At 62.5% G+C, this 26,448-nt stretch carries 22 protein-coding genes and 1 pseudogene; 12 read left to right on the top strand and 11 right to left on the bottom strand.

What is annotated here, in order from left to right; translation table 11 throughout:
- The first annotated feature begins 40 nt into the window (after positions 1-40).
- From GR328_RS12270 to GR328_RS12255, 4 genes are read left to right on the top strand one after another with little or no spacing between them, the layout of a single operon-like run.
- Entirely contained in the window at positions 41-337 is a 297-nt protein-coding gene (locus tag GR328_RS12270) for a (2Fe-2S)-binding protein (RefSeq protein ID WP_160884811.1), read from the top strand.
- On the top strand, positions 334-1,755 hold the full coding sequence (locus GR328_RS12265) for an FAD/NAD(P)-dependent oxidoreductase (protein ID WP_160884810.1): 1,422 nt from the start codon (positions 334-336) through the stop codon (positions 1,753-1,755). Before GR328_RS12270 ends, GR328_RS12265 begins: the two co-directional genes overlap by 4 nt.
- Positions 1,752-2,864, top strand: coding sequence for an NAD(P)/FAD-dependent oxidoreductase (locus tag GR328_RS12260; protein WP_160884809.1), 1,113 nt, complete (start codon positions 1,752-1,754; stop codon positions 2,862-2,864). Before GR328_RS12265 ends, GR328_RS12260 begins: the two co-directional genes overlap by 4 nt.
- A gap of 24 nt (positions 2,865-2,888) precedes the next feature.
- Positions 2,889-3,236, top strand: a complete 348-nt coding sequence (locus GR328_RS12255; RefSeq protein ID WP_160884808.1) for a RidA family protein — start codon at positions 2,889-2,891, stop codon at positions 3,234-3,236.
- Between the two features lie 514 nt (positions 3,237-3,750).
- On the opposite strand, the gene GR328_RS12250 is transcribed toward GR328_RS12255, so the two are convergent.
- The 4 genes from GR328_RS12250 to GR328_RS12235 all read right to left on the bottom strand — a co-directional run bounded on the left by GR328_RS12250 (position 3,751) and on the right by GR328_RS12235 (position 8,812).
- The gene (locus GR328_RS12250) at positions 3,751-5,085 is read right to left on the bottom strand and encodes an NAD(P)H-dependent oxidoreductase (protein ID WP_160884807.1); all 1,335 of its coding nucleotides are present in this window, start codon (positions 5,083-5,085) and stop codon (positions 3,751-3,753) included.
- Positions 5,086-5,283: 198 nt separating this feature from the next.
- On the bottom strand, positions 5,284-6,705 hold the full coding sequence (locus tag GR328_RS12245; RefSeq protein WP_160884806.1) for an FAD-binding oxidoreductase: 1,422 nt from the start codon (positions 6,703-6,705) through the stop codon (positions 5,284-5,286).
- Between the two features lie 10 nt (positions 6,706-6,715).
- The gene (locus GR328_RS12240) at positions 6,716-7,546 is read right to left on the bottom strand and encodes an SDR family NAD(P)-dependent oxidoreductase (protein WP_160884805.1); all 831 of its coding nucleotides are present in this window, start codon (positions 7,544-7,546) and stop codon (positions 6,716-6,718) included.
- Positions 7,547-7,729: 183 nt separating this feature from the next.
- Complete coding sequence (locus GR328_RS12235) at positions 7,730-8,812, bottom strand: TRAP transporter substrate-binding protein (protein WP_160884804.1); 1,083 nt, start codon at positions 8,810-8,812, stop codon at positions 7,730-7,732.
- A 729-nt stretch (positions 8,813-9,541) separates the two neighbouring features.
- Between GR328_RS12235 and GR328_RS12225 the strand changes: the two genes are divergently transcribed.
- Together GR328_RS12225 and GR328_RS12220 are read left to right on the top strand one after the other, a co-directional pair.
- The gene (locus GR328_RS12225) at positions 9,542-10,585 is read left to right on the top strand and encodes a synaptic vesicle VAT-1 family membrane protein (RefSeq protein WP_160884803.1); all 1,044 of its coding nucleotides are present in this window, start codon (positions 9,542-9,544) and stop codon (positions 10,583-10,585) included.
- Positions 10,586-10,915: 330 nt separating this feature from the next.
- The gene (locus GR328_RS12220) at positions 10,916-12,394 is read left to right on the top strand and encodes a protein adenylyltransferase SelO (RefSeq protein ID WP_160884802.1); all 1,479 of its coding nucleotides are present in this window, start codon (positions 10,916-10,918) and stop codon (positions 12,392-12,394) included.
- Between the two features lie 96 nt (positions 12,395-12,490).
- On the opposite strand, the gene GR328_RS12215 is transcribed toward GR328_RS12220, so the two are convergent.
- Both GR328_RS12215 and recD2 read right to left on the bottom strand, forming a co-directional pair.
- The gene (locus GR328_RS12215) at positions 12,491-13,609 is read right to left on the bottom strand and encodes a hypothetical protein (RefSeq protein WP_160884801.1); all 1,119 of its coding nucleotides are present in this window, start codon (positions 13,607-13,609) and stop codon (positions 12,491-12,493) included.
- Positions 13,610-13,696: 87 nt separating this feature from the next.
- A complete protein-coding gene (recD2, locus tag GR328_RS12210; RefSeq protein ID WP_160884800.1) occupies positions 13,697-15,910 on the bottom strand; it encodes an SF1B family DNA helicase RecD2 in 2,214 nt (737 codons plus the stop codon).
- Between the two features lie 301 nt (positions 15,911-16,211).
- On the opposite strand from recD2, the gene GR328_RS12205 reads away from it, so the two are divergent.
- Complete coding sequence (locus GR328_RS12205; protein WP_160884799.1) at positions 16,212-16,409, top strand: hypothetical protein; 198 nt, start codon at positions 16,212-16,214, stop codon at positions 16,407-16,409.
- A gap of 261 nt (positions 16,410-16,670) precedes the next feature.
- Here GR328_RS12205 and GR328_RS12200 read toward each other — a convergent pair whose 3' ends face one another.
- The 4 genes from GR328_RS12200 to GR328_RS12185 form a co-directional block, all read right to left on the bottom strand.
- Positions 16,671-17,459 (bottom strand): phosphodiester glycosidase family protein, encoded by a 789-nt coding sequence (locus tag GR328_RS12200; RefSeq protein WP_160884798.1) that lies wholly within the window; start codon positions 17,457-17,459, stop codon positions 16,671-16,673.
- A gap of 7 nt (positions 17,460-17,466) precedes the next feature.
- Positions 17,467-17,730, bottom strand: a complete 264-nt coding sequence (locus GR328_RS12195; RefSeq protein ID WP_160884797.1) for a carboxypeptidase M32 — start codon at positions 17,728-17,730, stop codon at positions 17,467-17,469.
- 395 nt (positions 17,731-18,125) lie between these two features.
- Positions 18,126-18,623, bottom strand: a complete 498-nt coding sequence (locus GR328_RS12190) for a cupin domain-containing protein (RefSeq protein WP_160884796.1) — start codon at positions 18,621-18,623, stop codon at positions 18,126-18,128.
- A 74-nt stretch (positions 18,624-18,697) separates the two neighbouring features.
- Positions 18,698-19,129, bottom strand: coding sequence for a (R)-mandelonitrile lyase (locus GR328_RS12185; RefSeq protein ID WP_160884795.1), 432 nt, complete (start codon positions 19,127-19,129; stop codon positions 18,698-18,700).
- Between the two features lie 188 nt (positions 19,130-19,317).
- Between GR328_RS12185 and GR328_RS12180 the strand changes: the two genes are divergently transcribed.
- The gene (locus tag GR328_RS12180) at positions 19,318-21,174 is read left to right on the top strand and encodes an ABC transporter ATP-binding protein (protein WP_160884794.1); all 1,857 of its coding nucleotides are present in this window, start codon (positions 19,318-19,320) and stop codon (positions 21,172-21,174) included.
- A 166-nt stretch (positions 21,175-21,340) separates the two neighbouring features.
- Here the strand turns inward: GR328_RS12180 and GR328_RS12175 are convergent, their stop codons facing one another.
- Complete coding sequence (locus tag GR328_RS12175; protein WP_160884793.1) at positions 21,341-21,628, bottom strand: hypothetical protein; 288 nt, start codon at positions 21,626-21,628, stop codon at positions 21,341-21,343.
- 601 nt (positions 21,629-22,229) lie between these two features.
- Between GR328_RS12175 and GR328_RS12170 the strand changes: the two are divergent.
- The 4 genes and pseudogenes from GR328_RS12170 to GR328_RS12155 form a co-directional block, all read left to right on the top strand.
- A pseudogene (locus GR328_RS12170) lies at positions 22,230-23,204 on the top strand (ABC transporter substrate-binding protein); the annotation flags it as partial.
- Positions 23,205-23,360: 156 nt separating this feature from the next.
- On the top strand, positions 23,361-24,425 hold the full coding sequence (locus GR328_RS12165) for an ABC transporter ATP-binding protein (protein ID WP_160884792.1): 1,065 nt from the start codon (positions 23,361-23,363) through the stop codon (positions 24,423-24,425).
- Complete coding sequence (locus GR328_RS12160; RefSeq protein ID WP_160884791.1) at positions 24,422-25,609, top strand: ABC transporter permease; 1,188 nt, start codon at positions 24,422-24,424, stop codon at positions 25,607-25,609. The genes GR328_RS12165 and GR328_RS12160 overlap by 4 nt, the downstream gene beginning before the upstream one ends.
- 58 nt (positions 25,610-25,667) lie before the next feature.
- Entirely contained in the window at positions 25,668-26,408 is a 741-nt protein-coding gene (locus GR328_RS12155) for an ABC transporter permease (protein ID WP_160884873.1), read from the top strand.
- Positions 26,409-26,448: the final 40 nt, after the last annotated feature.

The raw sequence follows: 26,448 nt of genomic DNA, 5'->3' as shown, positions 1-26,448 counted from the left end.
CGGAAGGGATAGGGGCGACGTAAGGCCCGGGAGACGGTGAATGTTCAAGCGATTTGATGGTGATGCCAGGCAGCCGGTCGAGATCTTCGTCGATGGCCGCCCGGTGATGGCGCGGGAAGGCGACACGGTCTCAGCCGCGTTGCTTGCATCCGGCCTCGACGTACGGCGACAGACTGCGGTGAGCGGAGCGCCACGCCTTCCATATTGCATGATGGGAGTGTGCTTCGACTGCCTCGTCACCATCGACGGGATGGGGAACCGACAGGGATGTCTCGTTCCGGTGCGTCCAGGCATGCAGGTGGAAATCCAGAAGGGCAAGAGAGAGATCGGCCGATGACTAGCAATCGACCCATGCGCGATGAGTACGACGTCGCCGTCATCGGCGCAGGACCGGCAGGACTTGCGGCTGCGAGCCTGTCTGCGCAGTCCGGCCTATCCACACTGCTGCTCGACGAGAATCAGGGGCCGGGTGGACAGGTTTGGCGCGCGGTTACTTCGACACCGCTCAAGCAGACTCGGTTGCTCGGCGACGACTACTGGGCAGGCTCAAAGCTTGTCGAGGAGGTGCGTGCGAGTGGCGCCGAAATCCTGCAGGGCGCGACGGTGTGGAGCCTCGATCCGCACTTGGAGCTTGGGATTTCGGTCGGCGGGGGATCACAGTTCATACGGGCCAGGCGTGTGATCTTGGCGACGGGTGCTCTCGAACGGCCGTTTCCGATTCCCGGATGGACGCTGCCAGGCGTGATGACGGCGGGTGCGGCGCAAACCGTCCTAAAGTCCTCTGGCTTGGTCCCTAGCGGGAAAACGGTTGTCGCGGGGCAAGGGCCTCTGTTCTGGCTGCTGACCGCGCAAATCCTGCGCATGGGCGGGCAGATCGACCTTATCCTGGACACCACACAGCGTCTCAACTACCTCCGTGCCCTGCCACATGCAGCGGCGTTTCTCAGATCACCTTACCTCCTCAAGGGTCTTGCCATGATGCGGGAGGTACGATCGAAGGTGCGCGTCGTCAGCGGGGTCACGAAGATCGCCGCATCCGGTGACGGCCGGCTTGAACGCGTCACTTATGAGGTAAGGGGCCGGAGCGCTACCGCGCCGGCGGACCTGCTGCTGCTGCACCAGGGTGTTGTTCCGAACGTGAATCTTGCCATGTCCGCGGGGGTAAAACACCAGTGGGACGAGATCCAGCTCTGCTGGGTTCCCGTTCTTGACTCCAACTGCGGGACTTCTGTCGATGGGATTGCCATCGCAGGTGACGGCGCTGGCATCGCCGGTGTCCTCGCTGCGGTGGCGCGCGGCCGCATTGCTGCGAGAGCCGCTGTCGAAGCCCTCAAGCCAGAGGCCGGCGCGAAGGCTCCGAGCATGGATACGCTTCGGGCCGCCCTGGCAAAGGTTGAACGTGGGCGGAGGTTCCTGGATGTTCTGTTCCAGCCGCCGAAACAATTCCGGATTCCCGAGGGAGATACGGTCGTCTGCCGCTGCGAGGAGGTGACGGCGCAGGATATTCTGGATTCCGTGGCGATCGGCGCGACTGGTCCGAACCAGCTCAAGGCCTATCGTCGCACGGGTATGGGGCCGTGTCAGGGGCGCCTGTGCGGGCTCACTGTGACGGAACTGATGGCGGACGCTCGCGGCAAAACTCCTGAGGAAATCGGCTACTATCGCCTACGGGCGCCGGTGAAGCCTATTACGCTCTCGGAGCTTGCCTCCCTGCCGAAAGACGAGAGTGCAACGAAGGCTGTGGTGCGCGGATGACCCTGAGAGCCGATGCAATCATCATCGGCGGCGGCATCCATGGTTGCTCGACGGCCCTGCACCTGTGCCTCCGTGATTTTCGGCCGGTGCTCATCGAGAAGGACTATGCGGGCCGGCATGCCTCGGGTGTGAATGCCGGTGGAGTGCGCCAACTGGCCCGCCATGTCGCGGAGATTCCCCTGTCGATCCGCTCCATGGATGTCTGGGAGAACGTTCAGGATCTCGTCGGAGATTCCTGTGGCTTTGACAGTCATGGGCAGGTGCTCGTCGCCGAGGATGAGGCGGAGCTCGAGATTTGTCGTGCTCGTGTCGCGGATCTGAACATGCGCGGCTTCTCGCATGAGGAGCTGATCGACGCGAAGGAGCTGCGCAAGCTTGTTCCTGCCGTTGCCGAGACATGCCCGGGCGGGCTCGTATCGCGACGCGACGGTGCCGCCAATCCGGCACAGACCACAACCGCCTTTCGGCGTCAGGCGGAGCATCTCGGAACCGTTGTGCGAGAAGGTGTGGAGGCGACCAATATCCGCAAGGATGGTAGGCTCTGGCGCGTCGATGCAGGGGGCGAGACGTACGAGGCTCCCGTGCTGGTCAATGCAGCAGGGGCGTGGGGAGGACGCATCGCTGCTTCCCTAGGCGAGCCGGTGCCGGTCGAGACGGTCGCTCCTATGCTGATGATCACATCGCGCGTGCCCGCGTTCATCAGGCCGGTCGTGATCCTGCGTGGGCGCAAGCTCTCATTCAAGCAGTTCGAGAATGGAACCGTGCTGATCGGGGGAGGGCATCTTGCGACTCCGTATCAGGACAGCGGCGAAACGGTGCTGGACTGGCGCAAGCTCCAGGAGAGCGCCCGCACAGTTTGGGAGCTTTTCCCGATCATGCGCAATGCGACGGTGGTGCGGGCTTGGGCCGGGATCGAGGCGCGGACCGCGGACGATCTGCCCGTGATCGGTCCAAGTGCCAGGCATGAGGGGCTTTTCCACCAATTCGGGTTTTCGCTGCACGGATTCCAGCTCGGACCCGGAACCGGCGCGGTTATGGCGGAGCTCATTGCGACAGGAAACACGAACACGCCGATCGACGGTCTGCGCGTGGAGCGTTTCGCCACCTGATTTTTCAACCTGAGAGAGGACAAGATGACGATCCAAAGAAACATCCGTACGCCGATCATGCACCGCGCCGTCGAGGCGAATGGCTTCGTCTACATCGGCGGCACGATTGCTGACGACACCAGCGTGTCCATGGGTGAGCAGACCCGCAACATCCTGGGTAAAGTGGAAGGATATCTGAAGGAGGCTGGCACCGACGCGACAAAGGTCGTTGCGGCGTCCATCTTCGTCACCGATCTGTCGCACAAGAAGGAGATGGATGCGGTTTGGACCGAGTTCTTCGGCGACAATCTTCCGGCGCGGGCTACGGTCGGCGTGGCGGATCTGGGTGGTGGCGCCCTGATTGAGGTCGTCATAACGGCCGTCAAGGGCTGACCCAGGCCAGGGACGGGAAGAGACACTTCCGCGAATGAACAGCGGGCTTCCGGCGACGCGAGCGCCTGGAGCCCGCATCAGATCCATCCGCGAGCCATCTGCTCCCGCTGGAGGAGTGAACGCCGTCGGCAGTGCAGGGACAGGGTCTGTGAGCCGAGCCGAATATCAACTACCGGCGCATCTCTCCGTCAACTCTTGGTGGCTCGCCGACGCATTGCAGAGAGAGCGTGATGCTCCGCAGGCGCCTCTGCTTATCGGCGAGAAGCATTGCGAGGTGCTCATCGAAGCTTCCATCCGTGGGGCGGGTGCCAGTGGAATGAATGGGGTAAGATCCACGGCTACTGGAGTGCGTTTCCGGGCGCAGACGTTCCGCTGAGGCCCGCGGCGGTCAGGATGCGCGCCAACTCGCCTGTGTTTCGTGGCGGGATCCTCTTTCCCGAAGGAGCGATCGTCCCGCCCGTACCCCTGGTTCCTGAATTCAGGGCCGCTGCCATTGAAGAGCCAGCTCCGCCCCTCAAGCAATCGGAGCGCCGGCGGCATTGTGAGCGCCGTATCGGCTGCACATTTCCCTTCTGAGCCGGATAGCCAGCCGGTCGGCGTCGAGGCTCACATCGTCCTCCGTCACGACCGATCCCGCAGGGACGTCGCGGGTCAGGCGGACGCCATGAGCGAGGCCGATCGGCAGCATGCGCCGGGCGTAGCTGCGGGATGCCGGAACCAGGCGCCCGTAGACCGTGTACCCCCCCTCTCCGTCGAGGGTCTCCCCGGCCTTGAGATCGCGCTTGGCGACCGCGGCGACGTCGCCGCGCCACTCGCGCGTGGAGCCGGTCGGCTCGCCGCGCAGGGCTGCGTTCAGGACCGAGATCGACAGCTCGAGGCCGATCAGGTGGAAAGGCTTGTACATGGCCGCATAGCGGCCGGTGGTGTCGGTGGGCAGGCCGTACTGCTTGAAGCAGGCAGCGGCGTAATCGTTCGGGGCTTTGAGCACGACGTAGACGCCCCAGCGCAGATCCCGGAACACGGGCCGGCCGTCGCGCTCCAGCGAGGACACGACCTCCACCATGCCGTCATGATCGAGCTGCCCGCCAGCGGCCCGCGGGCGCAGGACATGGGCGAGGTCGTCGACGCCGCAGGGCGGGAAGGCCAGTCCGTCCTCCGGCACGTCGAGGGCGCAGGCATTGGCGATCGCGGCCATTTCGAGGGCGGACTTCGTTCCGTCGAGGAAGGAATTGAACATCTGCGCGTTCATGCCGGCCGCCTTGGCCTGCTCGGGCGTGAGGCCGTAATGGGCCCAGACTTCGTCCGGTGTGACGGTGTGGTAATGCGGAAGGTACTTGGTTCCCTTGCCCGCAGCCGCCACCGTGAAGCCTGCCGCCCGCGCCCAGTCCACCATCTCGGCCACCAGCGCCGGCTGGTCACCATAGGCCATGGAATAGACGATCCCGCGCTCCCGTGCCCGCTCAGCCAGCAGCGGTCCGGCGAGGACGTCGGCTTCCACATTGACCATCACGATATGCCTGCCGGCTTCGATGGCTGCCAGCGCATGCCGGATCCCCGCTTCCGGATGGCCGGTCGCCTCGATCACCACCTCCACGTCTTCGGCATCGCACGCCTCAAGCCCATTGGTGGAGAAGCGGGTGCCCGCGATCCTACCCTCATCCCAGCCGACGGTGCGGCAGGCCCCGCGCGCCCGGTCTGGATCGAGATCGGCGATCGTCGTGACCTCGAGTCCCACGATCGTCGGCACCTGGGCGAGGAACATGGAGCCGAATTTGCCGGCGCCGATGAGGGCCGCGCGGACGGGGCGGCCGTCTTCAACTCGCTGTCGAAGCAGGAATGACAAATTCATGGTTCGTGGCCTCGGATGTCGAAGTTCATCGGTTGAGATGTTCGAGGCTGTCAAGATGCGAGTCAATCATCGATTCTGCCCTGCTGGATCAGGCAACGCGAAGGGACAATGTCGACGAGGCAGCATCGGCTCCACAAGATGGTCCCTTGAGGACTAGCGCCCCACCCAGCATCGCCCGCTCTCATCCAGATCAATTGGCTAAAGCGGCACCGACGAGAAGATCTTCCCCGGGTTCATAATGTTGTGAGGGTCCAGGGCGGCCTTGATAGCTCGCATTGTATCCACGTTGTCCCCATGCTCTCGGATCAGGAATTCCCGCTTTCCTTCTCCGATGCCGTGCTCGCCAGTACATGTTCCGTCCATTTCTATGGCGCGCAGATTGAGACGGTCGATAAATGCCTTTATCCGTGTCATCTCCTCGGCATCGTCCGTCATACCCATGACTGATACATGGAAGTTCCCGTCACCCACATGACCAACGATCGGAGCCACAAGGCCTGTTTCCTCTATGTCGGCTTTGGTTTGAACCATGCATTCGGCCAGGCGAGAGATAGGGACGCAAACGTCGGTTGCGATAAACTTTGAGCCGGGCCGAAGCTCCAGGCAGGCCCAATACACATTGTGGCGGGCCTCCCAGAGCCTTGTGCGGTCCTCGGACCGGACAGCCCAGTCGAATGGCCCTCCGCCAAAATCGCTCGCAATTTCCGCAACTGTCTCTGATTGTTCCTGCACTCCAGCCTCCGTGCCGTGGAACTCAAGGAAGAGCGTTGGCGTCTCGGGCAAGGTCAGTTTCGAGTGAACGTTGCAGGCATGAACCTGAACCTCGTCCAGGAGCTCGATCCGCGCGATCGGAATGCCATAGCGTATAGTCGTGATGACTGCGTTGCACGCCGACTCAAGATCAGGGAACGGGCAAACGGCGGAAGCGATAGTCTGTGGAATACCATGTAGCTTGACAGTCAACTCTGTGATGATGCCGAGTGTGCCCTCGGCGCCGACAAACAGTCGCGTAATGTCATAGCCAGCTGCAGACTTGCGGGCGCGTGTGCCGGTTCTGCGGATCGAGCCGTCGGGCATCACGACTGTCAATGCCAGGACGTTGTCCTTCATCGTGCCATATCGGACTGCATTTGTGCCCGACGCTCGGGTGGACGCCATGCCTCCTAAACTTGCATCCGCGCCGGGATCGATCGGGAAAAATAAGCCCTGCGCCCGGAGGTGAGCGTTCAACTGCTTGCGCGTCACGCCCGCCTCGACGATACAATCCATGTCGTCTTCGTTGACAGCAACGATTCGAGACATCCGTCCCATATCAATCGAGATGCCGCCGAACGGCGCATTCACACCTGCTTCGAGGGATGTTCCGACCCCAAATGGGATAATCGGAATACGGTGTCTTGCGCAGAGAGAGACAATCTCGCTGACCTCGGCCGTGGATTCCGGATATACCACGCCGTCCGGAAGTTTAACCGGGTGCCAGCTGGTGATATTGGCATGCTGCTCACGAACCGCTCTGTTCGCGCTGAACCGATCACCGAAGCGGACGGCCAGCGTTTCGATGGTCAGCGCAATCGCATCATTATCGGGGCGAGATGTCGGCAATTGATCTTTCACGATCATTAGAGTTCTCCTAGTCGGGCTGTCCTGCCCCGGCATCGGTATCTTGCGATCCATGCTGAAGGTCCGCGAAATTCATCCAGTGGGATGTAGCCAGCCAACCTGCATCAACCGGTATACTGGCTCCGGAGATTGCGCTCGCGTCGTCGGACATGAGAAAGCTTGCGACTGCTGCTATTTCATCCGGCTCGACGAGCCTGCCTAGCGCGGTATGAGCTTTGATCGTCTTCACATCGCGCTTGCCAGCAGCGATCTTGCCTTTGAGGATTGGTGTGAGGGTAAAGCCAGGCGCAATGGCATTGACCCGTATTCCTGCACGGCCAAGCTCGCCTGCAGTAAGTGTCGTAAGTGCGCCCAGTGCCGCTTTCGCTGGCGCGTATGCATGCAACGGCAGGGGACGGTGCTCATTGATCGAGGTGATATTCACGATCGATCCGCCACCGGTGACAGCCATTTGCTCGCCGAACACCTGTGTGCAGATAACGGAGCCAAAATAGTTCACATTCCAGATGGTGCGCTGCTGGTGCTCGTTCATAGCCAGGAAGGCCGTGACATCCTGAAGAAGGCCAGCGGCGTTCACAAGGCCAGCGACAGTTTGGCCATTGGTGCTGAGGGCCGAAGCTGCCGCGGCTACGCTGGAGCGATCTGCCACGTCCATTTGGATGGGATGGAACTGCGATCTGGCGTCGACCGTCGAAGCCGCAGCATCCAGGGCATTCTGGTCGATATCGGTCGCGACCACATGCCAGCCATCCCGCAGCAATCGGCGTGTGATAGCAAATCCAATGCCGCCGGCAGCACCGGTCACAACTATAGTATGGTGGGCCTTGCGATGTGCGTCCATGGGCAAGGGGGATCGAGCTTCAGGGTGGGGCACGATAGAGCTCTTTCGCTACGTGGTGGGACATTCCTCAGCCATTCTGCCGGATAGAACAGGCGATGGTGTGAGCGCCTCGAATGCGGTCACGTGACCGATGAGGACGCTCAGCAGCCTAGCTGCTGAGCGCTTGGGGAGACAGAAGGTCGCTCAGGCTCGCTGCGAGTAGACGTAATAATCGTATGGCAGCTCCGCCAGCCGGAACCAGGCAAGCTCCTTCTCCCGGAAGGCGCTCCAAGCGTCGTAGATTGTCTTGAACCGCGGATTGGCAGCCGCGATCTCCCCATAGAGGGCAAAGGCCTGCTTGTAGGCGGCATCCATCACATCCTTGGGGAATGCCCGCAGTTCTGCGCCGGCACCGATCAGGCGCCGAAGAGCATCCGGATTTTCAGCATCGTACTTCGAGACGCACCAGACGTTAGCCTCGGCACATGCGGATTCGAGTGCCGCCTTATAGTAGGGCGGCAGCGCGTTCCAACGTTCCAGATTCGCATAGAATGACGTCTGAGCGGATCCCTCCCAGAAGCCCGGGTAGTAGTAGTATTTCGCGACCTTCTGAAACCCGAGTTTTTCGTCATCATAGGGCCCCGCCCACTCGACGGCATCGAGTGTTCCGCGCTCCAGGCCGGGGTAAATATCCCCTCCGGCGACGACCTGGGGAACAACTCCGAGGCGAGACAGAATTTGGCCTCCCATTCCGGCAATGCGAAACTTGAGGCCTTTCAGATCCTCGACCGATTTGATCTCCTGCCGGAACCAGCCGCCCATCTGTGCCCCGGTGTTGCCCGCCGGGATATTGTAGACGTTATGAACCTTCATGAAGTCCCTTACGAGGGGAAGGCCGCCGCCATGATACATCCAGGCGTTATGGTGGCGCACGTTGAGACCGAAGGGCACGGAGGCCTCAAACATGAAGGTCGGGTCCTTGCCGATAAAGTAGCTCGACAGCGTGTAGGCGCACTCGACGGTATTGTTCTGAACCGCGTCGAGCACTTGCAAGCCGCCGACGATCTCGCCTGCGGCGAAGACCTGAATTTGGAACCTGTTATCGGTTGCCTCCGCAACACGCTTCGCGATTTGCACGCCAGCACCGTAGAGTGTGTCCAGGGACTTGGGGTAGCTTGACGCAAGTCGCCAGCGTACTTCGGGCAGTGGCTGAGCAATGGCCGGGGATGCAATCGGACCGGCCGCCGCAGCAACAGCTGTACCGGCAAGAAAAGTTCGTCTCTTCATGATGCGTTTCCTGAGTTTTATGTTTTGTTTTTCGAAGCTAAGACACCCTATGTAGCTTGGAAGCAGTTAGGCAGCCTTCGCTGCATATCGATCTTCATGCCCTAAGGGAGAACTACGCTAATCGCAGTGTAAAGCCTATGTCAAAGGGCAGGAAGCGACCCATGACCTGGTTCGGATTCCGGCGGTTCAGAGGCAACCGGAGGGAGACGGTGCGGAGCACCTTGAAATCGCAGGTATCGACGCGGTGACTGGTGATCGAATGGTCTGGCATGAACAAACAGTCCAAGGAGCTGCAGGATCGGGCGGATCGGATCTTCATTTGCCCCGAGCGTCGATTTGCACTTGATGACAGAACCGGCGGGCTCAGGTAGGTCAACGGAGATGTCGCAGGGGCTTGTGTCTCAAGAACCTGGCGTGCCGAAGTCTGTCAGCTGCAACAATCGTCCCGAGCCGGATCATCGCGCCGTCAAGAGGCGGATCCGACCCATGCTCGGGATTGAGGCGCTGAGTAGCGCCCGCGTTATCCTGAGCGGCGCTGAGATGATCCACATGACGCGCACAGGACAGGCGAACTGTACGTGTAATTCGAACCTGCCACATGCTGAGCAGTTCGAGCCGGCTGCCGCTTGAAATCTTGGCAGGGCTGGATGTCGCCTCTTTGTCTCGAGCCTGGATTTGCGGCACATTCTCCCCTATCCCAGTCGTCGCAGGCATGGACATCCGGAGTTGATGCACAAGGTGGTCATTCACAAAGCCGGCGGTTACGAGCAGCTGACGCTCGAAACCCACCCGGTGCCGGAACCGGGCGATCGTCAGGTCCTGATCCGTACCGAGGCAGTGGGCGTGAACTACGCCGACATCTGCGTTCGCTGGGGCGTGTACGAGGCCGCGCGCCGGTTCGTGGGCTGGCCGATCACGCCCGGCTTCGAATATGCCGGCCGGGTGGAGGAGGTTGGCCGTGAGGTCAGGCACCTGAAGCCCGGTGATGCGGTGTTCGGAGTCACCTTGTTCAACGGCTATTCCACGCATGTGTGCGCGCCGGCCGATCTCGTCTGGCCCAAGCCCGAGGCGCTGGACTATGAGGCGGCCGCGGGGTTCCTGGCCGTCCATCTCACGGCCTATCATGGCCTGCTGCAGAACGTGGTGATCCGGCCCGGCATGAGGGTGCTCGTGCATTCGGCCGGCGGCGGAGTCGGCTCGGCACTCGTCCAGTTGTGCAAGCTGCACGGTCTGGACACGACCGGCGTGGTGGGAGCAAGCCACAAGGTCGAGTATGTGCGCCGGCTCGGTGCTGACGCCGTCATCGACAAGTCCACTCACTCGCTCTGGAGGGAGGCGAGACGCCTGTGCCCCGACGGCTATGACCTGATCTTCGATGCGAACGGCCCCGAAACTCTGGCGCAGAGCTATGCGCATCTGCGGCCGACCGGGAAGCTGTTGGTCTATGGTTTCCACACCCTGCTGCCCAAACGGGGTGGGCGCATCAATTATCTCAAGGCCGCTCTCGGCATGCTGAAGATGCCGCGATTCAATCCGTTGTTGATGACAGCCGAGAACCGAGGTGTGGTGGCGTTCAATCTGTCGTTTCTCTTTGGCCGCGCCGACCTTTTGCAGGCCGCCGTGAACGACCTGACAGCCTGGGTGGACGAGGGCAAGATCGCCGTGCCGAAGGTCCGTTCCTTCGCGCTGGTGGACGTGGCTGAGGCTCATCGCGCTCTGGAATCGGGCGAGACCACAGGCAAGCTGGTCATGCGAACAGCGCCACCCTCATGAGCTGCCGCCGTTCCGCTAGGCCTCTTGCTGATTGTCCTGGCTGCCGGTCTCGCGCTGATCCTCATTCCTGTATCCATCTTTACGGGCATGCTCCTGCGATGGCGCCTTCCGCAGGACGGCACAAGCTCCCCATGCAAGGGAGATCATTGACGTCGAGGACCGCTTCGTCGAGCGGGAGCGGTAGTCGTTTTCCAGGACAGAATGGTCGGAGCGCGGTCCAGGACCAAGAACAGGGCGCGGCTGACCCGCTTCAGCTGGATGTGCCCTCCTGCTCTTGTTTTCAGGGGCGCGCATCCGATTTTACGTGGTCTTGATGGTGAAACCGGTCCGATGACAGTTCATTTCCCTTTCGACAACACCTACGCCCGCCTGCCGGAGCGCTTCTTCGCGCGCTTAACGCCGAGCTCGGTCACCGCTCCGAGGCTCATTCGGCTGAACCGGGATCTTGCCCGGCAACTCCGCCTTGACCCGGATCGCCTCGCCGGTCCCGAAGGAGTTGCCATTCTGTCCGGAAATCGCGTTCCGGATGCGGCGGAGCCCATCGCCATGGCCTATGCCGGGCATCAGTTCGGGCAGTTCGTGCCGCAACTCGGCGACGGCCGGGCCATTCTTCTCGGCGAAGTGGTTGATCGAAGCGGCCTCCGCCGGGACATTCAGCTCAAGGGTTCAGGTCCGACACCCTTCTCGCGCCGTGGTGACGGGCGTGCGGCGTTGGGGCCTGTCCTGCGCGAGTATCTTGTCAGCGAGGCGATGGCGGCGCTTGGCTTGCCGACAACGCGCGCGCTCGCGGCCGTTTTGACTGGCGAGACGGTTGTCCGTGAGACGCTGCTTCCCGGAGCGGTTCTCACCCGGGTGGCCTCGAGCCATGTCCGGGTCGGCACCTTCCAGTTCTTCGCAGCCCGGCAGGACGTGCAGGGATTGCGCCTTCTCGCGGACTATGTCATCCGCCGGCACTACCCACAGGCCGCCGAGAGCGACAGGCCCTATCGCGCGCTCCTGGACCAGGTGGTTGCCGCCCAGGCAGACCTCATTGCCCGCTGGCTGCACATCGGCTTCATTCACGGGGTCATGAACACCGACAACATGTCCATTGCGGGCGAGACGATCGACTATGGCCCATGCGCTTTCATGGACGCCTATGATCCTGCAACGGTCTTCAGCTCCATCGACCAGCACGGCCGCTATGCCTATGGCAACCAGCCGCGCATCGGCCTCTGGAATCTGACGCGGCTGGCCGAGGCGCTTTTGCCGCTCCTGTCCGAGGACCAGGAGAAGGCTGTCGCGGAAGCGAATGAGGCGCTCGAAGCCTTCTCAGGCAAGTTTGAGGCGGCCTATCACGCAGGGCTCAGGCGCAAGCTTGGGCTGCTGACGGAGCGCGGAGAGGACCCGACGCTTGCCGCGGATCTTCTGAAGGCCATGGCCGAGAACCGGGCCGACTTCACCCTGACCTTCCGGCGGCTCAGCGATGCCGCCGCCGGACCCGAAGCGGACGAGGCCGTCCGAAACCTCTTCATCAACCCGCTTGCTTACGATGCCTGGGCTGTCCGCTGGCGCGAACGGCTGAGCCAGGAACCGCAAGACGCTGCAACCCGCCGGGCGGCCATGCGAGCCGTCAATCCGGCCTATATCCCACGCAATCATCGCGTGGAGACCATGATCCAAGCTGCGGTGGAGCGGGACGACTTTGCTCCCTTCGAGGAGCTTCTGATGGTTCTCTCGCAACCCTATGAGGATCAGCCGGCGTTTGCGCACTACGCCGAGCCGCCGGAGCCCCACGAGCGGGTCTATCAGACCTTCTGCGGGACCTGAGGCGGCAATGGGTCCGCGCCGCGGGGATGGCCTTTGGCAGGTCGCCGATCCGGACCACGGACGCCACCGCAACCGGTGCTTCGTCCGCGAGATGCATCATCCCGTCCTGGGGCCGAGGCGCCTCGGACGCATCGCGAGACGGCGATGTGCGACGAGGCCGACGCCGCCAAGGGGAGCCCAGCGCGTCCATCGGGTTTGAGGCCCCCAATGCCATCGTGCGTGCGGGGTCAAGCCGAGGCGTCGGCCCTGCTCACCGACATCGACGCCGATCGGTACATCGAGAACGTCCTGACCTTCCCAGTCATGGCTGTGGTACCGGATCTCCCGCCGGCAGTGAGGGCAACGTGACGCGAGGACATTTCTGAACGGCCACGGGCTGTCGGCGAGGTCGGGCAGAGCCGCTCGCGCCCTGGCATAAGCGTCGTCATAACCGTGCATCGTCCGGATCGCCCCGAAGTCGAGCGGCATCCTCCGGAGCGTTTCGGCCCTGTAAGCCAAGAGGACAGCCCTTCGGCAGGTGCGATGCCAACACTGGTCCGTGCGGAGAACGAGCATGAGAATCCCGTGCCGGCCGTTTCCAGACCAGTGCAGCTTGCCGCTGAGCGCGCCGGAGACAAACTCAGGTATGCTCAGAGATAAGCCATCGATCTGCACCTGCGCCTCCGGCCGGCCATGCTGATCGTTCCCGACCGTGGTTTTGAAGGCCGGCAGATCCGGATCGGGCTCGCGCCAGTAGCGGTGCAGGACCGCAGGCTCGTGAGCGACCAGCCAGAGGGCGCGAATGCCGGAAGCGGCATAGCGCTCCTGCCGTTGGCGGTAGGTTTCCTCGCCCTGGAGCTGAACCTGGGCCTCGACGGCGACGGTCCAGGCCTTCCCTGGCCGCCGGCACAGGACATCAGCCCGCCAGTCGCGGCCATCGGGCGTGGTTCCGGATTGCTCGGGGAGAGCCTCCCAGCCCGCGGCCTGGGCTCCGAGCAGGCTTTGGGCTTTGATGGAGAGATGGAGGTCGCTTTCCTGGGCCCCTGCAGACGCTTGTCCGGGAGGATGAGCGAAAAATCGTGTTCCGAGGCGTGAGACCTTGGGAATGGCCCGTCCTTTCCCATAGGGCATCCACGCGTCGCGGTTTCGTGCGAATCGCAGGTGCTCCCATTCGTGATCGGACAGCAGAGGTGCGACAAGCGGCTCCCCGGAGTGGGTGTAGGCGAGCAGTGGCATGACGCGGCTTCTATCACCTCAGGGAAAGCGTGGGGCGCGGCAGCATGCTGGGTACCGGCCGCCCGATCGACCTTCTGCCGGACAGGCCTATGAAGGCTGGATCCGGTCAATGACCAACCAGTCCCGCAACTTGGTCCAGCGCCTCTTCATCTGACCACCTCTGACCGCCATAGCCACGGCTTTCTTTTGTCCCACCAGCACGACCAGACGCTTGCCTCGCGTCACCCCTGTATAGAGCAGGTTGCGGGCCAGCATCGTGAAGTGCTGCGTCACCACCGGGATGATCACGGCGGGATATTCTGATCCCTGCGACTTGTGGATCGTGGTTGCATACGCGGGCACCAAGGTATCGAGTTCGCCGTACGGATACGTCACCTCCCGGCCATCAAAGGAGGCGATCAGCGCTCCCTCCTCGTCGTCGATTCCGACGACCGTGCCGAGGTCGCCATTGAACACCTCCCGGTCGTAATCGTTCTGTGTCTCCATCACCCGGTCGCCCGGCGAGAAGCGCCAGCCGAACCGCTCGACCTTGGCAGGAGGGTTCGGATTGAGCACGTCTTGGAGCTGGATGTTGAGGTTTCGGGCGCCGAGTACGCCCCGGTTCATGGGGCAGAGAACCTGGATATCTCTCATCGGATCAAGCCCGAACCGGCGTGGTATGCGCTCCTTGATCATCTGGATGATCTTCGGCACGCCCTCCTCGGGATCGTTGATTTCGACGAAGTAGAAGTCGCTCTCCTCTCCAGCCTTCGGCGGCTCGGGCATCCGGCCCCTGTTGATGCGGTGGGCGTTCACCACGATCCGGCTTTCTGCCGCCTGCCGGAAGACCTCGGATAGTCGGGCAACGGGGATACGCTCCGAAGCAATGATGTCGGCCAGCACCTGCCCTGAGCCGACCGAGGGCAACTGATCCACGTCGCCCACCAGCAGCAGACCCGCTTGGGGCGGAACCGCCTTGGTGAGCGCATTCATCAGTGGCACGTCCACCATGGAGGTCTCGTCCACCACGAGCAGGTCGCAGTCGAGCGGGTTTTCTTCGTTTCGAGAGAAGCCGCCGTGCTTGGGGTCGATCTCCAGCAGGCGATGGATGGTCTTGGCCTCCAGCCCGGTCTGCTCGGTCATGCGCTTGGCCGCGCGCCCTGTCGGCGCGGCCAGCGCGACCCGAACGCCCTTGGTCACCAGCAGACGCAGGATCGTATCGAGCAGCGTCGTCTTGCCCACGCCGGGACCGCCGGTCACCACCGTTACCTTGGAGCCGAGCGCCAGCTTCAGAGCCTCGCGCTGCGACGCTGCCAGGGTCTTGCCCGTGCGGCTCTCCACCCAAGGAATGGCCTTGTCGAGATCGATCTCGGGCCAGGGTGTTGGGCCGGAGGCCCGCTCGATCAGCCGGGCAGCAATGGCCTGCTCGGCCAGATAGAGGCCTTTGAGAAACAGGCAGGTCGAATTCCCGATCGTATCCGAGACGATCTCGCCTTTTGACAGTTCCTCGACCACGGCTGTGCGGATCAGCGCCGCGTCCACCTCGAGCAACTGCTCGGCCAGACGGGTGAGCGCCTCGACCGGCAATGCGCAGTGGCCCTCGTCGGTAGCGGTCTGCAACGCAAACGAGATGCCTGCCCGAATGCGCTGGGGGGCCGTCTTCTCCATGCCGAGCTTAGCCGCAATGGCGTCGGCGGTCCTGAAGCCGATCCCACGCACGTCTTTGGCGAGACGATATGGGTCCTCGGTCATGACCTGAACGGCCTCATAGCCGTAGGTCTTGAAAATGCGCACGGCTCGCGCCGTGCCGACCCCATGCGCGTGCAGGAAGATCATGATCTCCCGCACCGCCTTCTGATCGGCCCAGCCCGCCACGATCTTCGCCGCTCGCCAAGGACCGATGCCTTGGACCTCGGTCAGGCGCTCCGGTTGAGCCTCGATGATCTCGAAAGTGTCCTCGCCGAAAGCTGCCACGATGCGCTTGGCCATGGCCGGGCCGATGCCGCGCATCTGACCTGACGCGAGGTATTTCTCGATGCCCTCGACGCCGGTCGGCGGGGTAGTCTTGAGCACCTCGGCCCTGAACTGAAGCCCGTGGGTCCGGTCGCTGATCCAGAAGCCGCTTGCCGTGATCCACTCCCCGGGCGACACCGCCGGGGTATGCCCCACGACCGTCACGAGGTCGCGCTTGCCCCGGATATGGACCTTCAGGACGGCGAAGCCATTCTCCGGATTATGGAAGGTGACGCGCTCGACCGAGCCCGCGAGCGTCTCGAGGGCAGGCCGCTGATCCACATGCGAGGGACGAATCATCTGGTTCATGGCGCCTGCCGGAGTCGCTCCCGGCCTCTCCGACTGGATCGCTGGATGGCGCCGCCGACGAGGATGCTCTCTTTCCCGAATATCATATGTTCTCTATATGTTTCGCGGCTTTTTTGCGGCGATTCGGGTTGACACAGGCATCGCCCGAGGGAAATCGCGAAGTTTCCGCAATGATGCACAGGCAAGGGCGAAAGTCGGGCGCCGGGAGGGTTCTGCCCGGTTTCCACAGAAAAAAATAAGATGGTTAACGAGAGCCTAACGACGCTGTACCCAAGGTCTTGATGCGGATCAGGAGGCCGGAATGGAGAATGGATCGGACGGGAGACGATCTTCAGCAATCTCGGATACGGAACTCCTGCGCCTGATCGGACAAGATCTGCGCGCGATCTATGCGGAGGTCATCAGGCAGCCGCTTCCTCCGCGCATCCAGGCAACGCTGGCTCTGATCGACCGCGAGCAGAAGCTCGCGGAACGATCCCGCCGCGTGCTGCCGTACTGAAGGCGCCCATATTCTCAATTCGGCGGGTCAGATCGCGCTCGACGACGGCCGCGATGATCGAGCCTGCGGTCTGGAGGTTTCACTCAGCAGGTCGAAGGGCCCTGCGAGGGGCCGAATGCTGGTTCTGGCCGCTCCACAATCCGGATGGGAGGCGGCGTGCTGAGATCGCCTCAGATCGCCTCCAGGTTGACCGCCCTCTTCGTTCCGGCCCGCGCGGCATCGGTACCCCCTTGCCGGCCGGCGGCGAAGAACGTCTCCGCATCATGGACGCCGCCGCAAAGCTCCGACGATAGGACCCATAGGCAGGAGCGAGTCCATGCGTTCCAGTGCGGGCGCGTAGAGGCTGGAAACGCTGCCGTCCAGGAACAAGGCGTTGGCGCAGCCGAGTCGATCGCGGAACAATCTGGCGAATGTGCTGAACGTGACAGGATCTTCCGAAATCGCGAACACCACCGTGTGGTGGTCTTTCACCCCGACACCGTTGCGGATCTTCAAGGACGTGCTCCGCTCCGAAAATTTGGGATGAATGCGTCCATTGATGACGAGCATCGGGCCTGACTGTGTCGCGTAGTCCGGCCTGATCTTCCGCTTGAGATAAGTGTTTGTCTCCAACACGCCGGCTCGATTGCCTTTGACATAGAGGACGCCGTTGGGCTTGAGGTGGAAGTTTCCGGGTCCGCTCCTGGTGTTGGCCGCCTTCAGCTCCTTGCCGTTCTCGACGTAAAGTCCGACGGGCGAGCGATCCTCGTGGTACATGCCCGCGTTCATCGCAAAGGCCAGGCGTGCCCCGTCCGGCGTCTCTCTCAGCCGACTGAACGAGCCGAGCACGTTCCCGTCCGGCCCGCGCCAGAAGAGCCTCACGTCGTACCGGCGCAGATCTACCGTGCAGACCACGAAGGCGCTGTCCGCAAACCGGACCGGCCGGCACGGATCAGGATCGGGTTGCGCCGCTGCCTGTTCGGCAAAGAGCCCGAGGGTCACGAGCGTCCCGGACAGAAGGATGAGGGTGCGGCAGGCTATCCGGCTTAAGCTGAAGCTGATCGCATTCATTCGTCTCTCAGACCTTTCTCCTGCCGCTTGCCCGCAGATCAAATCCGGTCCCGCGAAAACATGGGTCAGCGCACATCGGGCACAAGCCCCCGTGCGCGAGTGACCGTTCCCGGGGGTGAACGCGGAAGTCCTCCGCTGTCAACGGCTGCCCGGTCGCGGTAGCCAGCAGCTCATCGGCGGTCATCAGGCTCCCCTTCACATGAACGTTGGTGCGCAGCCAAGTCCGTAGCGGCGCGAAGTCACCGATCGCCAGCCGGAGGGATGTCCGCATCTGCCTGGAATGCCGCCCTGGCTGATCCTGGCGCCACGCAGGAGCGGGGGCGGCGTTCAGGAGCGCCGTCGCCGGCGCCGAGCTGTTCCCGACAGAACCACGCCAGCCCCTCAACGTGCAGGTTTGGATGGCCTAAGGGCGGTTGATCGGACCCGTTGCACGACGATATGGGAGCTGGTCGAAAGCAGGGAGGATGTCCCGAGTGTCGTTATCAGTGGAACGGAAGCATCCTTGGTCGAGCTGGTTCGGGCAAAGCGTTCCTCCAGCATCCTGTAGGTTTGCATGTGGGCGTGAAGTCCGTCGGGGTTGATCTCGCGGGTGGGCAGAACAAACCCACGCCGCCCGGGTGAAACATCGGGGCTCGCCCTTGAGCTTGTCTCAGGGGGCTCCCGCCCCTAATCCGGCTGTTTATGGATCGGGTCGATCCAGTAAACCTCCTCCGGCCGTTCGACCGGGTCCACATCGGTGATGTTCACCACCACGGCTTCATTGTCACTGCGCACGAGAACGCATTCGAGGGGCTCGTCGGGACTGGCGTTGATCTCCTGATGGGGCACGAAGGGGGGTACATAGATGAAATCGCCGGGGCCGGCCTCGGCGACGAATTCCAGCCGCTCGCCCCAGCGCATGCGGGCCTTGCCTCGCACCACATAGATCACGCTCTCCAGCTCACCGTGGTGGTGCACCCCGGTCTTGGCATTCGGCTGGATCGAAACCGTACCGGCCCAAATCTTCTGGGCCCCCACGCGTGCATGATTGATCGCGGCCTGGCGAAACATGCCCGGAGTCTGGGCCGTGTTCGGGTCGAGGCGGTCGCCCTTGATCACCTGAACGCCGTGATGCTTCCAGTGCTCGTGCTGGTCGTGGGGGTTGTCATGGTCATGATCTGTCATGGCGCTCTCCGAGACGGTTTGGTGTTTGGTCCTTGTGGATGACGAGCAAGGAGCCGAGGGTGAGGACGTTTGGTTCAGGCCTCCGTTGCGGCATTGTACTGCTCGTCGGTGACACGCTCCATCCAAGTGACGTGCCAAGTGACGTGCCAAGTGACGTGGGATCCGTCCAGCCCCTCCTGCATGGCCAGATGGATCATGCCGATGCTGGGGGAGGCCCCGTGCCAGTGTTTCTCGCCCGGCGGGATCCAAACGGTGTCGCCCGGCCGCATCTCCCGGACAGGTCCGCCCCAGGCTTGAATCCGCCCGACTCCGGAGACGATATGCAGGGTCTGGCCCAGCGGGTGCGCCCGCCAGGCGGTTCGGGCACCTGGTTCAAAACTGACGCGGGCGGCGCGAACCCGGGCGGGAGCCGGCGCTTCGATGATTGGGTCGTGCCAGACCGTGCCGGTAAATGCATCAGCGGGAGCGCGCCTGGTTGCGATCGAGCCGGCAAGTCGGATGTCCATGGGGGATCTCCTCAAGAGTGTTTCACCGCTTCACGGCTGATGTGCCTCGAGGCTCCGAGTCGGAGCGCGCTCGGCTCGGGGCCAGCACAGGGGAAATTATGCAAGTGCGGCAATATTAGCAAAGGGTCCAACCCGGCTGCGGCAAACCCTTGGCTCGACGAGGGGAACCTGGGCTCCATCTTCATGGAATGGCCGCTCCCGTGTTCCCCGCCAGCCGCTCCCTGCGTGAGCGGATCGGCGCTTTGCGTCACCTCCCGTCCCTGTTCCGCCTGGTGTGGCAGGCAAGCCCAGGACTCACGACCGCGAGCTTCGGGCTGCGGCTGACCCGCTCGGCCCTGCCCATTCTGGTCCTTTATGTCGGCAAGCTCATCATCGATGAGGTCGTGGCCCAGACCCGGCTCCCCCCGCCTGGCGGAAGCCTCGGCGAGTGGATCGGGAGCGGGCGGCTTGATGTTCTCGGCGGGCTGCTCCTGCTCGAGCTTGGCCTTGCCATCGTGGCCGATCTTCTGGGCCGAGCGAGCTCCCTCGTCGACAGTCTCTTATCAGAGCGCTACAGCAACTTCGCCAGCGTGCGCCTGATGGAGCATGCAACGACGCTGGATCTTGAGCAGTTCGAGAGCAGCGATCAGCAGGACCGGTTGGAGCGGGCTCGCCGTCAGGTTACCGGGCGAACCACTCTCCTGACCCAGATCTTCGGGCAGGTCCAGGACGTGCTCACGGCCTTGTCGCTCGCCGCTGGCCTGCTTGCCTATGCGCCCTGGCTCATCCTCCTGATCATCCTTGCGCTCCTGCCGGCATTTGTCGGCGAGATACATTTCAACGCTCAAGGGTACCGGCTCAACTACTTCCGCACCCCGGAACGGCGCAAGCTTGATTACATCCGTTACCTTGGCTCAAGCGTCGAAACCGCAAAGGAGGTCAAACTCTTCGGTCTCAACGCCTTCCTGGTCGAGCGCTTCAGAGGCTTCGCGGACCGCATGTATGTGGACAACCGGCGGCTGGCGATCCGTCGTGCCGTATGGGGCACGCTCTTCGCTACCCTCGCGTCCTGCGCCTACTACCTTGCCTATGCGCTGATCGTATGGCGGACTGTCCAAGGCGAGTTCAGCATCGGGGACCTGACGTTCCTGTCCGGCTCTTTCCTTCGCCTGCGCGGCCTGCTCGAGGGATTGCTTCTGGGGTTTTCCCAGATTGCGGGGCAGGCGCTCTACCTGGAGGATCTGTTCTCATTCTTCGATGTCCGCCCGAGCATCGCATCGCCCCCGAACCCGCGGCCGTTCCCGCAGCCGCTGCGGTCGGGGATCGTGTTCGAGAACGTGGGTTTCCGATATCCGGATTCCGATCGCTGGGCGGTCCGTCGCCTGAGCCTGACGCTGAGAGCCGGAGAGATTGTGGCTCTGGTCGGGGAGAATGGGGCCGGCAAGACTACGATCGTGAAGCTCCTTGCTCGCCTCTACGACCCGACCGAGGGACGAATCCTTCTCGACGGCCATGATCTGCGCGAATACGATCTGGCCGACCTGCGGAGCCACATCGGCGTGATCTTTCAGGATTTCGTGCGGTTTCATTTCACGGCCGGCGAGAACATCGGGGCGGGCCGGATCGAAGTCACCGATGACCGCGCCCGGATCCAGCAGGCGGCGGAGCGCAGCCTCGCCGATCGCATCATCGAACGGCTGCCCCGAGGCTATGATCAACCGCTCGGCAAACGGTTCCATGAGGGGGCGGATCTCTCCGGGGGCGAATGGCAGAAGATCGCCATCGCTCGCGCTTACATGCGGGATGCCGAGGTGCTCATCCTGGACGAGCCGACCGCCGCTCTCGACGCACGCTCGGAATATGAGGTCTTCCAACGGTTCCGGGATCTCAGCCAAGGAAAGACCGCGGTTCTGATCTCGCACCGGTTCTCGACGGTGCGGATGGCGGACCGCATTCTCGTTTTGGAGAACGGGCAGGTCGCGGAGTCCGGTACGCACGAACAGCTTGTTGCCTCGGGCGGGCGTTACGCCGAGTTGTTCGAGCTACAGGCCTCCGGCTATCGGTGAGGACGTCAGGGCTCCTGGCGTGCGAATGGCGTGCCCCACCATTCGCCGACGAGGCTGCGTCCGACATGGCAGCGGCACGTCCGCTGGCGGATGATTGCCCTGATGCTGAAATGCAGGGGGCGTGGCACTCAATGGAGGCTACGTAGTGCTGTTGCGCCAAGCCTCGTCAGTACAGAGAAGCCTTGATCCGCGCCAGCCCCTGCTTGGTCAGCGGGTCGATCCTCAGGAGCTTGTGCCCTCCCGACGAGACCCGCTTCGAGAAAACGAGACGCACGTAGCCACCCCCCGGGAGAGGGAGGAAGTACAGGCCATCGGACTCGCCCGCTAGGTAGCAGCGCAAGCCGACGTAAAAGCTTTCCTCGTATCCCTTTATCGCGCGGCGGATCGCCGGGTGGATGACAAGCGTCGTCTGCTTGCTCTCACAGACCTCTTCAACGGCTTCAAAACTCAACACGGCTGAACCTCGTCTTTAAACGGCCAAGCAGCCCATTCAGGTTCAACGTCGTTCCTGCAGATCAGGTTCGCCTCGAGATCCACCTTAGCCAAAAGAATGGGCTTGCAGCGGAAGAGGAGTGGGAGCCGGTAGCGACATGGGAGAGGGCTGCATGCCCTTGTGCTATCGCGCAACGGACGACCGATCAGCCGTTCCCATGGTAATGCCTGCACGAGACCGACGGGAGCGGCGCGGATTTGGCACACCGGATGCCCACTTGGTCCGGACAGCCGGGGTTGTCGTTCGCGGCGCGGCCGAGGCGGCGTCTCCTGTTTCGAGAGCAGGGTCCCCCATCGTTTCGGTAGGGATAGCGCCATCATCAGCCCGGTCACGCCCCTCTCAGAATGAGGAGGCGCCTCGACGCCGCAATTTCACATAAATAAGATGGTGATTATTCTCTGGAAGGATCGGCCTTGGCAGTCGTTAAATCGCCACGCTATGCTCGGCTTCCCCAGAGGAAAAATCACCAACAGAGGGATAAACGATGAATACCGCGAAGATGCTTTCTGTCGCCGGCTGTGTATCCGCCTTGCTCATCGGTTGCAGCGTACAAGCCGTTCAGGCCCGTGATCTCACGGTGGTTTCCTGGGGCGGCAACTACCAAGATGCCCAGCGCAAGATCTACTTCGAGCCGTTCTCCAAGAAGGCCGGGAAGCCCGTTCTTGAGGAGAGTTGGGATGGCGGCATCGGCGTTCTGGCGGCCAAGGTCAAGGCGGGCACTCCCAATTGGGACGTGGTTCAGGTCGAGGCCGAGGAACTGGCGCTCGGTTGTGCCGACGGCTTTTATGAGAAGATCGACTGGAACAAGCTGGGTGGCAAGGACAAGTTCCTGCCAACCGCTGTGGACGATTGCGGCGTCGGTGCCATCGTGTGGTCGACGGCGCTGAGCTACGACGCCAACCGACTGAAGGAAGCGCCAAAATCATGGGCCGATTTCTGGGACGTCAACAAGTTCCCGGGCAAGCGCAGCCTTCGGCGTGGACCGAAATACGCCCTTGAGTTCGCCCTGATGGCCGACGGCGTCCCGCCCGCTGACGTCTATAAGGTGCTGGCGACGCCGGAAGGCGTCGATCGCGCGTTCAAAAAGCTCGATCAGCTCAAGCCGCATATCGTCTGGTGGGAATCCGGCGCACAGCCTCTGCAGCTTCTCGCGTCCGGCGAGGTGGTGATGACGTCGGCGTATAACGGGCGCATCTCGGGCATCAACAAGACAGAGGGCAAGAACTTCAAGGTCGTCTGGCCCGGCAGCTTGTATGCTATCGACAGTTGGGTAATCCTCAAGGACAGCCCCAACAAGGATCAGGCGATGGATTTCATCGCCTTCGCGAGCCAGCCTGAGAACCAAGTGAAGTTGCCGGAGTACATTGCCTATGGTCTGCCGAACAAGGAGGCCGCGGCGAAGGTGCCCGCCGATTTGCAGAAGGACCTGCCCACGGCGCCGGAAAACCTTTCGAATGCCGTTGCGCTCGATGCCGATTTCTGGATCGACAACATCGAGGAACTGAACAAGCGCTTCAATGCTTGGCTGGCTCAGTAGTGACAGCGTGATCTCTTGAAATGGAGACAGCGCATCGGGCCTCCTCACGCTGTCTCCTGACCGGAATCGTTCAAACCGCACTGGTCCTCGATCCGGTGAGGCATGCCACGTGGCGGCCTCGCCGGGAACAGCCGGAGCCGGAGACAGCAGAGAAATATGCAGCCGTTCATTCAGTTCGAGTCCGTTTCAAAGAGCTTCGGCTCGCTTGCCGTGATCGACTCCCTCGATCTGACCATTCATAAAGGCGAGTTCCTCAGCCTTCTCGGTCCCTCCGGCTCGGGCAAGACGACGATCCTGATGATGCTCGCAGGCTTCGAGCGGCCGACCCGGGGGACGATCACGCTCGACGGCATGCGCATCGACCAGCTGCCGCCCCACCGGCGCGAAATGGGCGTGGTGTTTCAGAACTACGCCCTTTTCCCTCATATGACCGTGGCGGAAAACGTCGCTTTTCCTCTGGAGATGAAGAGATTGCCCCGGCACGAGATCGCCCGGAAGGTCGAGCGTGCCCTCGACATGGTGCGCCTAGGTCATCTGAAGAACCGCAGGCCCTCTCAGCTGTCGGGCGGGCAGCAGCAGCGTGTCGCGCTGACGAGGGCCCTTGTGTTCGAGCCCAGGGTGATCCTGATGGACGAGCCCCTCGGAGCTCTCGACAAGCAATTGCGGGAGCACATGCAGCTGGAAATCCGTGAACTCCATAAGCGGCTGGGGCTGACGATCGTATTCGTGACCCACGATCAGTCCGAGGCCCTGACCATGTCCGACCGGATCGCCGTGTTCAATGCGGGCAAGGTCGAGCAGATCGACAGCCCTCACGCGATTTACGATACACCCCGCACGCGTTTCGTCGCCCAGTTCATCGGCGAGACCAATCTGATCGAAGCCGATGTCGTGAACGTCCAGAACGGACACGCGACCATTGTATTAGGCGCAGATCTCGCCGCCAAGGTGCGAAGCGGTCCTGAACTGCAGGCGGGGCAGAAGGCCCTGTTTTCATTGCGCCCGGAGCGGATGAGGCTTGGAGCGGACCCTGCCGGGGACAATGCGCTCGACATGACGATCACCGACTGCATTTATCATGGCGATCACATGCGGGTGCAGTTGGCGAAGGGCAACTTCACTTTCACGGCGCGGTGCGAGCGCCTTGCGGGCAACTGGACTGTTGGAACTCCCGTGGTCGTATCGTTCGATCCCCGCGATTGCACGGTGCTCGCGCCATGAGCAGGGCACCCGCACGCGAGCGAATGGGCGCATTGCTGCTGATCGTGCCGCTACTGGCCTTTCTTGCGGTATTCTTCCTATGGCCTCTCTGGACAATGGTGAGGGCTTCCGTCGTCGACGACACGGTCAGCCGCGTCCTGCCGCGCACGGCTGCGGCCATCGTGTCCTGGGATGGGCAAGGACTTCCTCCGACGCAGGTCCAGCAGGCGTTGGTCGAGGACCTCAGGCAGGCTGACGACCAGCAGGCACTGGGGGAGACGGTTCGGCGGCTCAACAGCGCCGTATCGGGTTTTCGAACCCTGCTGACCCGCACGACGAACGCTGTTCGAGACGGAACAGATGCGGTAGCCGTCGATCTGGGGGATCTTGATCGACGCTGGAAGGAGCCCCGCTTCTGGCTGGCGCTCAGGGATGCGGTTCCTCCCTATACGGACCGCAATCTTCTTGCCGCTGTCGATATGAAGCGAGATGCGGGCGGGGCCATCGTCAGCGAGGATCCCGGTGCATCGGCCAACCGGTTGATCATGTTCCGCACGTTCCTGGTAGCGGCGATCGTGACGCTCGCAAGCGCAGCGATCGGATTGCCCTATGCAATGCTGGCAGCAGCCGTGACCGGCTGGAAGCGCACGGCGCTCCTTCTGGCAGTCCTGGTTCCGCTATGGACATCGCTGCTGGTGCGTACAACCGCCTGGTTCGTTCTCCTGCAGAACGAGGGGCTGATCAATCGAGCCTTGCAGGCCATGGGCCTCATCGACAGCCCCTTGCCGCTGATCTTCAACCGGGTCGGCGTCGTGATCGCCATGACGCATGTGCTTCTGCCGTTCATGGTGCTGCCGATCTACAGCGTGTTGCTCTCCGTTCCGCGAAACCTGATGCAGGCGGCGGCATCGATGGGGGCGGGGCCCCTGCGGGCCTTCTGGCGTGTGCTGCTTCCGCTCAGCCTTCCTGGCCTGCTGTCAGGCTCACTCCTGGTCTTCATGGTCGCCATCGGCTACTACATCACGCCGGCTCTCGTGGGCGGGGCCAACGACCAGATGATCAGTTCCGTCATTGCGTTCTACGCCATGGGAACAGCCAACTGGGGGCTCGCCGGAGCGCTCGGGGTGATCCTTCTCCTGGTGACGATGATCCTCTACTTCATCTACGGGCGGCTCTCGAAGTCTCCTCAATTGCTGGGGGCGTGAGGCAGTGTTTCGGACGGCTCAAATCTTGTTCGGCGTCTCGGTCGTGATCTTTCTGCTCATGCCGATCGTCGCGATCCTGCCCCTGGCCTTCACATCCAGCGTCTTTCTCACATATCCCATCGAAGATTATTCCCTCCGGTGGTTTGTGGAGTTGGCGACAGCGGACGCCTGGCGCCTGTCGATCATGAACAGCCTCATCATCGGCCTGGGGGCGACACTGCTCTCCACGATTCTGGGAACATTGGCTTCCTTGGGCATGCGGTCAAAGGCTCTGCCGTTCGCGAATCTGCTGAGGACGATGTTCCTTCTCCCCATGGTCGTACCCGCCGTGGTGTTGGGCGTGGGCATGCAAATGCTCTTCGTCAATCTTGGTCTTGCCAGCACCTATCCGGGCGTCATCGTTGCGCACGCGGTCCTCTGCGTTCCCTTCGTGATCGTGAGCGTGTCCGCATCCCTGCAGGGAATCGATCCGTCAGTCGAGAAAGCCGCCAGCAGTCTTGGAGCCTCGCCGGTAATGGTGTTCCGCAGAGTTACGTTCCCGCTGGCGCTCCCGGGCGTGATCTCCGGCGCCGTCTTCGCGTTCGCGACATCTCTGGACGAAGTGGTCATCACACTCTTCGTGGCCGGTCCCAATCAGAGGACGCTGGCGCGACAAATGTTCTCGAGCATTCGAGAGAATATCAGCCCAACCGTTGTTGCGGCTGCCCTGCTGCTTATTATCGGAACGCTCTGTCTTGGAGGGCTCGCCGCTCTGTTGCGATGGCGTCAGGAGCGGAGCGCCCTTAAGGCTGTCCCATGAAGAGCTTTGATCAGGCGCCACCGATATAGCCGAGGGACCC

The organism is Microvirga makkahensis, from assembly GCF_009830105.1.
Classification (GTDB): domain Bacteria; phylum Pseudomonadota; class Alphaproteobacteria; order Rhizobiales; family Beijerinckiaceae; genus Microvirga; species Microvirga makkahensis.
This window is presented reverse-complemented; position numbering and strand designations above follow the sequence as displayed.

What these genes read in the sequence shown, in the direction of transcription:
- GR328_RS12235 (WP_160884804.1), bottom strand. Translation starts at nt 8,812, where the DNA reads ATGAAGAGACGAACTTTTCTTGCCGGTACAGCTGTTGCTGCGGCGGCC.
- GR328_RS12255 (WP_160884808.1), top strand. Translation starts at nt 2,889, where the DNA reads ATGACGATCCAAAGAAACATCCGTACGCCGATCATGCACCGCGCCGTC.
- GR328_RS12215 (WP_160884801.1), bottom strand. Translation starts at nt 13,609, where the DNA reads ATGCCACTGCTCGCCTACACCCACTCCGGGGAGCCGCTTGTCGCACCT.
- GR328_RS12180 (WP_160884794.1), top strand. Translation starts at nt 19,318, where the DNA reads ATGGCCGCTCCCGTGTTCCCCGCCAGCCGCTCCCTGCGTGAGCGGATC.
- GR328_RS12225 (WP_160884803.1), top strand. Translation starts at nt 9,542, where the DNA reads ATGCACAAGGTGGTCATTCACAAAGCCGGCGGTTACGAGCAGCTGACG.
- GR328_RS12250 (WP_160884807.1), bottom strand. Translation starts at nt 5,085, where the DNA reads ATGAATTTGTCATTCCTGCTTCGACAGCGAGTTGAAGACGGCCGCCCC.
- GR328_RS12165 (WP_160884792.1), top strand. Translation starts at nt 23,361, where the DNA reads ATGCAGCCGTTCATTCAGTTCGAGTCCGTTTCAAAGAGCTTCGGCTCG.
- recD2 (WP_160884800.1), bottom strand. Translation starts at nt 15,910, where the DNA reads ATGAACCAGATGATTCGTCCCTCGCATGTGGATCAGCGGCCTGCCCTC.
- GR328_RS12190 (WP_160884796.1), bottom strand. Translation starts at nt 18,623, where the DNA reads ATGACAGATCATGACCATGACAACCCCCACGACCAGCACGAGCACTGG.
- GR328_RS12270 (WP_160884811.1), top strand. Translation starts at nt 41, where the DNA reads ATGTTCAAGCGATTTGATGGTGATGCCAGGCAGCCGGTCGAGATCTTC.
- GR328_RS12220 (WP_160884802.1), top strand. Translation starts at nt 10,916, where the DNA reads ATGACAGTTCATTTCCCTTTCGACAACACCTACGCCCGCCTGCCGGAG.
- GR328_RS12260 (WP_160884809.1), top strand. Translation starts at nt 1,752, where the DNA reads ATGACCCTGAGAGCCGATGCAATCATCATCGGCGGCGGCATCCATGGT.
- GR328_RS12205 (WP_160884799.1), top strand. Translation starts at nt 16,212, where the DNA reads ATGGAGAATGGATCGGACGGGAGACGATCTTCAGCAATCTCGGATACG.
- GR328_RS12185 (WP_160884795.1), bottom strand. Translation starts at nt 19,129, where the DNA reads ATGGACATCCGACTTGCCGGCTCGATCGCAACCAGGCGCGCTCCCGCT.
- GR328_RS12265 (WP_160884810.1), top strand. Translation starts at nt 334, where the DNA reads ATGACTAGCAATCGACCCATGCGCGATGAGTACGACGTCGCCGTCATC.
- GR328_RS12155 (WP_160884873.1), top strand. Translation starts at nt 25,668, where the DNA reads ATGCCGATCGTCGCGATCCTGCCCCTGGCCTTCACATCCAGCGTCTTT.
- GR328_RS12195 (WP_160884797.1), bottom strand. Translation starts at nt 17,730, where the DNA reads ATGCGGACATCCCTCCGGCTGGCGATCGGTGACTTCGCGCCGCTACGG.
- GR328_RS12160 (WP_160884791.1), top strand. Translation starts at nt 24,422, where the DNA reads ATGAGCAGGGCACCCGCACGCGAGCGAATGGGCGCATTGCTGCTGATC.
- GR328_RS12245 (WP_160884806.1), bottom strand. Translation starts at nt 6,705, where the DNA reads ATGATCGTGAAAGATCAATTGCCGACATCTCGCCCCGATAATGATGCG.
- GR328_RS12200 (WP_160884798.1), bottom strand. Translation starts at nt 17,459, where the DNA reads ATGAATGCGATCAGCTTCAGCTTAAGCCGGATAGCCTGCCGCACCCTC.
- GR328_RS12240 (WP_160884805.1), bottom strand. Translation starts at nt 7,546, where the DNA reads ATGGACGCACATCGCAAGGCCCACCATACTATAGTTGTGACCGGTGCT.